Genomic DNA, 7,297 nt, shown 5'->3' with positions numbered 1-7,297 from the left:
TCACCCCCTCGGTGTCGGCCATGGCGACGGCGCGGGAGCGGTGCACGAGCACCGTGACGTGTTCCGGGGCGCGGGCCACGACCTGGAGGAAGCTGTCGTGGAGGTAGCGGCCGTAGAACGCCCGGGTGGGATACGAGTCCGGGCCCAGCCGGCGGGCCTCGGCGAGGGTCTCCTCGTCCTGTCCGCGGGCTGCCCCGGATGCCAGGGCCCGCGCCCAGTCGTACAGGCTCGGGCCCGGCTCGACCGGGCCCTCGATCCGGGCGCTGTCGTCGGTGTAGACCGTGATCTGCGACGACACCGTGTTCATCAGCAGCTCACGCGACTGGTCACCGCGCCACACGGCCCCGGCGCCCGGGGCGGAGGGGTCGACGACGTGCACCGTCAGGGTGGAGTGCGTGGGCGCGGCCCGCTCGTTGGCGCACAGCCGCTCCAGGACCGACAGGCCACGCGGGCCGACACCGACGACGCAGACCTCGACATGGCTGTCACTCATGCGGGTGCTCCTCAGCTCGAAGGAACGGCGGCTCGGGAGTAACTGGCGCCGGGGAGGACGCGGCCCCCGGGTCGCCCCCCGCGCGAACCGTCCGGAAGGCGCCGCCGTCGGCGGCGGACCCGGCGTCCCCACGCGTTTCAATCTGGAGGGTTCCGTTTTCAGGGGTCAACGACTGCCGGGCGGGTCCGTCAGGTCCTCCCCGGCCCCGGACCCGGCCCCGGAGCAGCCCCTCCCGGCCCCTCCCCGGCCCCTCCTCCGCCCCGCCTTACCGACCTGACGCACCCACCGGAGCCGCCTTGTCCGCCGGGAACGCCGCCGCGCACGCTCTCCCCATGGACCGTGCCCGCCCGCGTGCCGGGGGCACCTCGCCGAAGGGCTCACCGAGGTCTTCGGGCGACGGACCCGGCACGGTGGGCGGGGCCGCCTCCCCCTCGGTCGCCCCGGCCCCCGCCCCCGCCCCGACGACCCTGATCGCCCCTACCGCCCTACCGGCGGGAGATGAGGAGTGATGACGACGCGAACGGCACCCTCCCGTCCGTGGACCGAGACCTGGGATCCGGAGGACGAGGACTTCTGGGAGCGCGGTGCGCGGCACATCGCGCGGCGCAATCTGTCGGTGGCCGTCCTCTGCGGACACCTCGCCCTCTGCGTGTGGGGCATGTGGTCGGCGCTGGTGCTGTTCCGGTCCCCCGGAACCGGCCCGGCACGCGTCCCGGCGCACGGCCTCGCGTACGGGCCGGGCGGGACGTTCCTGCTGGTGGCCTCGCCGGTGGCGGCCTGGGCGGCGCTACGGTGGGCCGGCTCGCGCGCGTCCGGCCGCGCGGACCGGCCGGACGGCCGGGAGCGGGTCGTGCTCGGCACGGCCGCGCTGCTGCCAGCCGCGCGGGGCACGTCCGTGGGGTTCGCGGGCGGCTTCACGGCGCTGTGCGTGTGCGGCGGCGCGGGGGCGGGCGCTCTGGACCGGCTGGTCCGTGGCGGGGACGGCCGTGCGGGAGGGCTCCCCCGGGGGCGCGCCCGCCGTTCCGCGGAGGACGGCCCGCGCGCCGTCAGGGGCGGCGGTCCCGGCGTGGCCGAGGCGCTCGGCGGCGTCGCCGTGCTGCTCGTCTTCGCCGCCTGCCACGCGGTCTCCGACGGTTCGGCGGCGCCGGCGCTCCGGGTACTCGCCGTAGTCCACGGGGTGTGCGCGGTGGCCGCTCGGGCGGTCGTACGGCGCCGGGGGCGGGTGGCGGCCGTCGCCCCGTACCGTCCTGGGGCGCCGCCTGCCGTGCCCGTCCGGATGTCGTCCCGAGGGTGACCCGGAAAGCGGGCGGCCCGCCCCACCGGGGCGGGCCGATCCGTACGCCCGATCCGTACGCCCGATCCGTACGCCCGATCCGTACGCCCGATCCGTACGCCCGCTCCTCAGCCGTACATCCGGCGCGCCGTCTCGGTCACGCGCCTGCCGAGCAGGTAGGCCGTCTCGGCGTCCGCCTTGGTGACGGCCTCCGGGCCCTCGTCGGCGTTCGCCTGGGCGCCGACGCCCAGGTGGAAGCCGAGCCGGTTGAGGTCGTGCTCGGAGCCCGTGGAGACGTTCCAGCCGGGCAGCAGGTCGGGGCTGACCCAGTGCATGGCGTGCTGGGCGGCGAAGACCGCCAGGTATTGCAGGGTGTTGAGCTTGTCGCCGCTCTTCGAGCCGGAGACGGTGAAGCCCGCGGCCAGTTTGTCGCGCCAGGAGCGGCGCGCCCAGCGCGCGGAGGTCGCCTCGGCGAAGGCGTGGAAGGCGGCGGAGGCGCCGCCCATGTAGGTGGGGGCGCCGAAGACGATGGCGTGCGCGGCGTCGAGCCGCGCCCACTGCTCCTCGGTGACGGCGTCGACGGCGACCAGCGCGCAGGCCGCGCCCGCGTCGGCGGCTCCGCGGGCCACCGCGCGGGCGAGCACGGCGTTGTGGCCGCGGCCGGAGTGATAGGCGACGGCCACCTCCGGGGTGCTGTTCATCGGTGCCTCCTCACGCGTGGGTCACGGTCGTGCGCGATCGCCGGGCCGCGCACCCGCGCCGCCGGATTTCCTCATCCTGTGCGGGACCGGTAATGCGGCCAATGCCGGCCGGGTCAGTACGTCAGAAATCCGGGCGGTACGTCAGGTCGAATTCCCCGGAATACCGTCGACCTGACAAAAGGTCACCTCGGGTCGGGAGTTCGCACGTTTCCGGAAGTACGCTCGGTCCACCGGATCTCCGAAACGTCGGGACATACGTATGCGGGCGATACCAGATCAGCGGGGTGCGCGCTCCGGCGTTCCGGGTTCCCTGGAACGCCGGTACACCGGTGCGCCGGTGAACGGGCGCGGGGTCCGGAGACGCCCGGCGCGCGGGCTGCCGCGGCCACCGTGCCGCCGCCGGGCCCGGGCCGGGATCCGGTGCGGACGTGCGCGGGCGTTCCGCGTCGCCGGACGGGTTCTCCCGGGTGCCGGGGGAGCGCCCCCGTAATGCCTTTCCGGATCCGGAAAGGAAAAGCGGGCGCGGCACCGGAGAGACACGACTCCGGTACCGGCGACGAGGATTCCGTTGCACAGGACATCCGTTGTCGGCGACGGGGATTCCGTTGCCGTCGTACCGGCCGCGCCGGGTCGGCGACCGGAAGAGCGGAGGCCGGAATGACCAGGGTGGTTCTGATCTCGGGAAGCCTGCGCCGCGGGTCCGTGAATTCGGCGGCGCTGCGCGCCGTGCGCCGCATAGTGGAGAGCGCCCCGGGCGCCCCGGAGGCGGTCTCGCTGCCCATCGGCAGGCTGCCGTTCTACGACGGGGACGTGGAGCGCGCCGGGGCGTCCCCGGCGGTACGGGCCGCGCGCGTCCTGGTCGCGGACGCCGACGCCCTCGTCGTCAGCACCCCTTCCTACAACGGCGCGGTGCCGGGGGTGCTCAAGAACGCGCTGGACTGGCTGTCCCGCCCGGACGGCGCGAGTCCGCTCACCGGCAGGGTCGTGGCCGTGCTGAGCGCCTCGCCGAGCGGCCGGGGGGCGATCGACGCCCAGCCCGCGCTGATGGACCTGCTCGACGCCTGTGAGGCGGTCGTCGTCGAGCACCCGCCCGTGGCCATCCGCCGGGCGGACCGCCGCCTGGACGAGGCGGGCGAGATGAGCGACCCGGAGGTGCTGGCCGCCCTGCGCGGGCTGGTCGACGCCACCTTCGAAGCGGTGGCGATCCTGGCGGACCAGAGGTGCTCGGCGTCCGCCCGGCGAGGCCGGCCCGCCCCGGCGCAGTTGCGACGCGCGGTCTCCGGCGCGGAGACCCGGACATCGGAGGTTGCCCTATGAAGTCCCCCCTCAATGGCCTCAATGAGATCAATGGCCTCACCGGCCTCACCCCTTCGCCCGCCCGCCAGGCACCGGCCCGCGGTGCGCCCGCGCCCCGGGCCCGTACCGCCGAGGGGGCCCGGATCCGCAACGAGGTCCGGATCCCGCTGCACCTCGGCGGCGGTCCGGCGCTGGACGCGACCGTGGCCACCTTCGACGGGCTGCCCGACGGCCTGGAACACCTGGCGGTCCGCTTCCCCGCCGCGCCCCCGCCGCGGGCTTCGCGGTCCGGCGCGGCCCCGCCCCTGGTGCGGCTGCACTCGGAGTGCATGACCGGGGACGTCTTCGGGTCGGCCCGGTGCGACTGCGGGCCGCAGCTGCACGAGGCGCTGCGGCAGGTCGCGACGGCCGGCGGCTGCCTGCTGTACCTGCGCCAGGAGGGCCGGGGCATCGGCCTGTACAACAAGCTGGACGCCTACCGGCTCCAGGACGGCGGCCTGGACACCTACGCCGCCAACCGGGCCCTCGGGCTCGCCGACGACCTGCGCGACTACACCGGCGCGGCGTGGATGCTGCGCGCGCTGGGCCACGAGGAGATCGATCTACTCACCAACAACCCGGACAAACCGGCCCAGTTGTCGGCTCATGGCATCAGGGTCCGCCGGGTGGTTCCCACGGGCGTCTTCGCCAACCGGCACAACCTCCGCTATCTGACGGCGAAGGTCACCCGCACCGCGCACACCATCGACCTGGAAGGTGCCTCACGATGATCCGCCACCACGGACCGATCAGCGGGATCGCCGCGTTCGGCGGCGCGCGCGTCGCCACGGCGGGCTACGACAACCAGCTGATCCTCTGGGACGCGGCCGCCCGGCTGCCCCTAGCCCGCGCCTCGCACGACCACCTGGCCAACCAGGTGACGTTCAGCCCGGACGGCCGGTACGTCCTCAGCTCCTCCAGCGACCACACGGCACGGCTGTGGTCCGTGCCGGACCTGAAGCTCACCGCGGTCTTCGCCGACCAGGCCGACGACGTGGAGATGTCGGTGTTCCACCCGACGCGGGACCTGGTCGCCACCGCCTCCCGGGACGCGCTGGTGCGGGTCTACGACTTCACGGGCGCCCTGCGCGCCCGGTTCGCCGGGCACGGCGCGGACGTCATCTCGGTGGAGTGGCTGGGCGACTCCGGCGAACTGCTGTCGTCCAGCGACGACGGCACCGTCAAGCGCTGGTCGCTGGCGACCGGCGGCCTGGTGTCGACCATCGACCTGGCGGGGGTGGAGACCGACACCATCGCGATCACCCGGGAGGGCGTGGTCTACGCCGGGAACGACGACGGCGAGATCATCCGCATCGACGGCGACGCCGTACGGAACTTCCCCGCGCACGCGGCGGGCGTCAAGAGGCTGGTGTACCACGCCGGTTCGGGCGCTCTGGTGAGCCTGAGCTACGACCGCACGGTGCGGATCTGGGACACCGCGGGCGAGCTTTCCCTGACGTCGGCCTCGGAGTTCCCGGCGGAGATCTGGGCGCGGTCGTGCGCCTTCCTGGACGAACGGACGCTGGTCTTCGCGACGTTCGGGTCGACGTACGCGACGTACGACATCGCGGGTGACGTCTGGGACCTGTCGGGCGTGGAGGGCACCGACTGTGTGAACGCGGTGACGACGGCCGGGGGCCGGCGGTACACCATCGGGGACGCCGGGGTGCTGAAGGCGGACGGTGCGCCGGTGGCCGAGGTGGGCAGCCTGTGCAACTTCCTGGTGGACGCCGGGGGGCTGCTGCTGACGGGCGGCCAGCTGGGCCGGGTCTTCGACGCCACCACGGGCGAGGTCCTCCACCAGCACCGCTCGCCGCTGAACTGCGCCGCCGCGTTCACCAGGGACGGGGTGCCGCACGTGGTGATCGGCGCCTACACCGGCGAGGGGCTGGTCTTCGCCGTCGGCCCGGACCGCGCGCTCACGCTCGTGACCACCCTGCCGCTGGCGGAGAACGCGGTGAAGGGCGTCGCCGTCTCGGAGGGCCGGATCTTCGCGGTCTGCGCGGGCGCCTCGGCCTCCTGGTTCGCGGTCGGCACGTTCGACCTGATCTCCCGGATCGACACCGCCCACGACAAGATCGCCAACGGTTGCGCGGCGCTGCCCGGCGGAGCGTTCGCGAGCGTCAGCCGGGACCTCAAGCTGCGCCTGTGGGACGCCTCCGGGCGGCCGTGGACCCTGGACACGCCGCACGACCACTCGGTGAAGTGCGTCGCCGCCTCGCCGGACGGCCGGTGGGTGGCCACCGGCTCGTACACGGGCCGGGTCGCGGTCTACGACACCCGCGCCCACACCTGGGCGCCCGCGGTCCGCCCGACCACCGCCGGGGTGTCGAGCCTGCACCACGACGCGGAGCACGGCCGCTTCCTGGCCGGGTCCTACGACGGCCGGGTGTACGAGATACCGCTCTGAGCGTCCGGGCCGGGACGCCGGAAGGGGCCGGAAGCCCGTCGGGCTTCCGGCCCCCTCGCGTGTACGGGCCGCGGTGGCGCGGTGCGCTCAGGGCCGTACGCCCGTCGCGACGCGCAGCCCCACCGGGTACAGCGGGCCGGGGAAGGCGCCGTGCCGGCGGCGGGTGCGGGTGAGATCGCCGAAGCGGGAGAAGCTGCCGCCGCGCGCCACGCGGTACTCCTCCCCCAGCGTCTGGACGAGGTGGTCGGCGACATAGGGGCCGCCCGGGTAGGGCACGTACGGGTCGGCCACGTACTCCTCGACGTTGCCGCCCATGTCGTAGGCGCCGCACGGTGCCCGGCCGGCCGGGAACGCGCCGACCGGCGTCGTCTGGTGCACCCCGGACTCACGGGTGTTGGCGGCCCCCGGGTCGAAGTCCTCGCCCCAGGGGAACTCCGAGCCGCTCGCGCCCTTGGCCGCGTGCTCCCACTCGGCCTCCGTGGGCAGCCGCCAGGGGTGGCCGGTGGTCTCGGTGAGCCAGTCCGCGAACGCGTCGGCGTCCTCCGGGCGCACGCCCGCGACGGGGTGGTTGCCGCGGTCGTAGGGGAAGGCGCCCAGGTACCAGGTGCTGGGGCGTTCGGCGCGGCCCGTGAAGTCGAGGAAGGTGCGGTACTCCCAGTTGGTCACCGGGTAGGTGCCGATCCAGAAGTCGGCCAGGCGGACGGTGCGCTGCGGCGTCTCCTTCTCGATCCAGGGCTTCTCCACGCCCACGTGCTCCCAGTCCCGCACGACCGGGTCGACCTCCTCCGTCCGGAGTCCGATCTCGACGGTGCCGCCGGCGACGAAGCTGGTGGCGGGGGTGCGGCCGATGCGCGGATCGCCGATGAGGGCGAGCACGCCGCCCGCGGCGAGCCGCTCGGCGACGGTCGCCTCCGGGTCCTCCACGATGGCGGCGAGCTGTCCGGGGTCGGCGCGGCGCAGCGCGGCGACGGCGTTCTCGCTGGGCCGCAGGGTGCGGGGGCACACCAGGGGCGCGTGCTCCTGGAAGTGCGGCGAATGTGCGAGGTCCTGGAGCCTCAGACCACTCATGTCCTCTCCTGGGTGAA

General features: G+C 74.6%; 7 protein-coding genes. 4 read left to right on the top strand and 3 right to left on the bottom strand.

All coding sequences use genetic code 11. From position 1 onward, the window contains the following. A partial coding sequence (locus tag LUZ64_RS31750) for an FAD/NAD(P)-binding protein (RefSeq protein ID WP_232390459.1) occupies nt 1-493 on the bottom strand: 493 nt, incomplete at its 3' end. Between the two features lie 508 nt (nt 494-1,001). On the opposite strand from LUZ64_RS31750, the gene LUZ64_RS31745 reads away from it, so the two are divergent. Then, nucleotides 1,002-1,787 (top strand): hypothetical protein, encoded by a 786-nt coding sequence (locus LUZ64_RS31745; protein WP_095585040.1) that lies wholly within the window; start codon nt 1,002-1,004, stop codon nt 1,785-1,787. Nucleotides 1,788-1,894: 107 nt separating this feature from the next. Here LUZ64_RS31745 and LUZ64_RS31740 read toward each other — a convergent pair whose 3' ends face one another. Continuing rightward, entirely contained in the window at nt 1,895-2,467 is a 573-nt protein-coding gene (locus tag LUZ64_RS31740; protein WP_095585041.1) for a flavodoxin family protein, read from the bottom strand. Between the two features lie 657 nt (nt 2,468-3,124). Here LUZ64_RS31740 and LUZ64_RS31735 point away from each other — a divergent pair. The 3 genes from LUZ64_RS31735 to LUZ64_RS31725 are packed head-to-tail and all read left to right on the top strand — an operon-like array spanning nt 3,125 to nt 6,212. Next, nucleotides 3,125-3,784, top strand: coding sequence for an NADPH-dependent FMN reductase (locus tag LUZ64_RS31735; protein WP_170116963.1), 660 nt, complete (start codon nt 3,125-3,127; stop codon nt 3,782-3,784). After that, nucleotides 3,781-4,533 (top strand): GTP cyclohydrolase II, encoded by a 753-nt coding sequence (locus tag LUZ64_RS31730; RefSeq protein ID WP_095585043.1) that lies wholly within the window; start codon nt 3,781-3,783, stop codon nt 4,531-4,533. Before LUZ64_RS31735 ends, LUZ64_RS31730 begins: the two co-directional genes overlap by 4 nt. After that, nucleotides 4,530-6,212, top strand: a complete 1,683-nt coding sequence (locus LUZ64_RS31725) for a WD40 repeat domain-containing protein (protein ID WP_095585044.1) — start codon at nt 4,530-4,532, stop codon at nt 6,210-6,212. The genes LUZ64_RS31730 and LUZ64_RS31725 overlap by 4 nt, the downstream gene beginning before the upstream one ends. An 87-nt stretch (nt 6,213-6,299) precedes the next feature. Here LUZ64_RS31725 and LUZ64_RS31720 read toward each other — a convergent pair whose 3' ends face one another. Next, nucleotides 6,300-7,280, bottom strand: a complete 981-nt coding sequence (locus LUZ64_RS31720; RefSeq protein WP_232390458.1) for a formylglycine-generating enzyme family protein — start codon at nt 7,278-7,280, stop codon at nt 6,300-6,302. Nucleotides 7,281-7,297 lie beyond the last annotated feature (17 nt).

Origin of the sequence: Streptomyces albireticuli, from assembly GCF_021228125.1 — a bacterium.
In the GTDB taxonomy this organism is placed as follows: Bacteria; Actinomycetota; Actinomycetes; order Streptomycetales; family Streptomycetaceae; genus Streptomyces; species Streptomyces albireticuli.
Note: the sequence above shows the minus strand (reverse complement) of the source record. Positions and strands in the feature narration are given on the sequence as shown.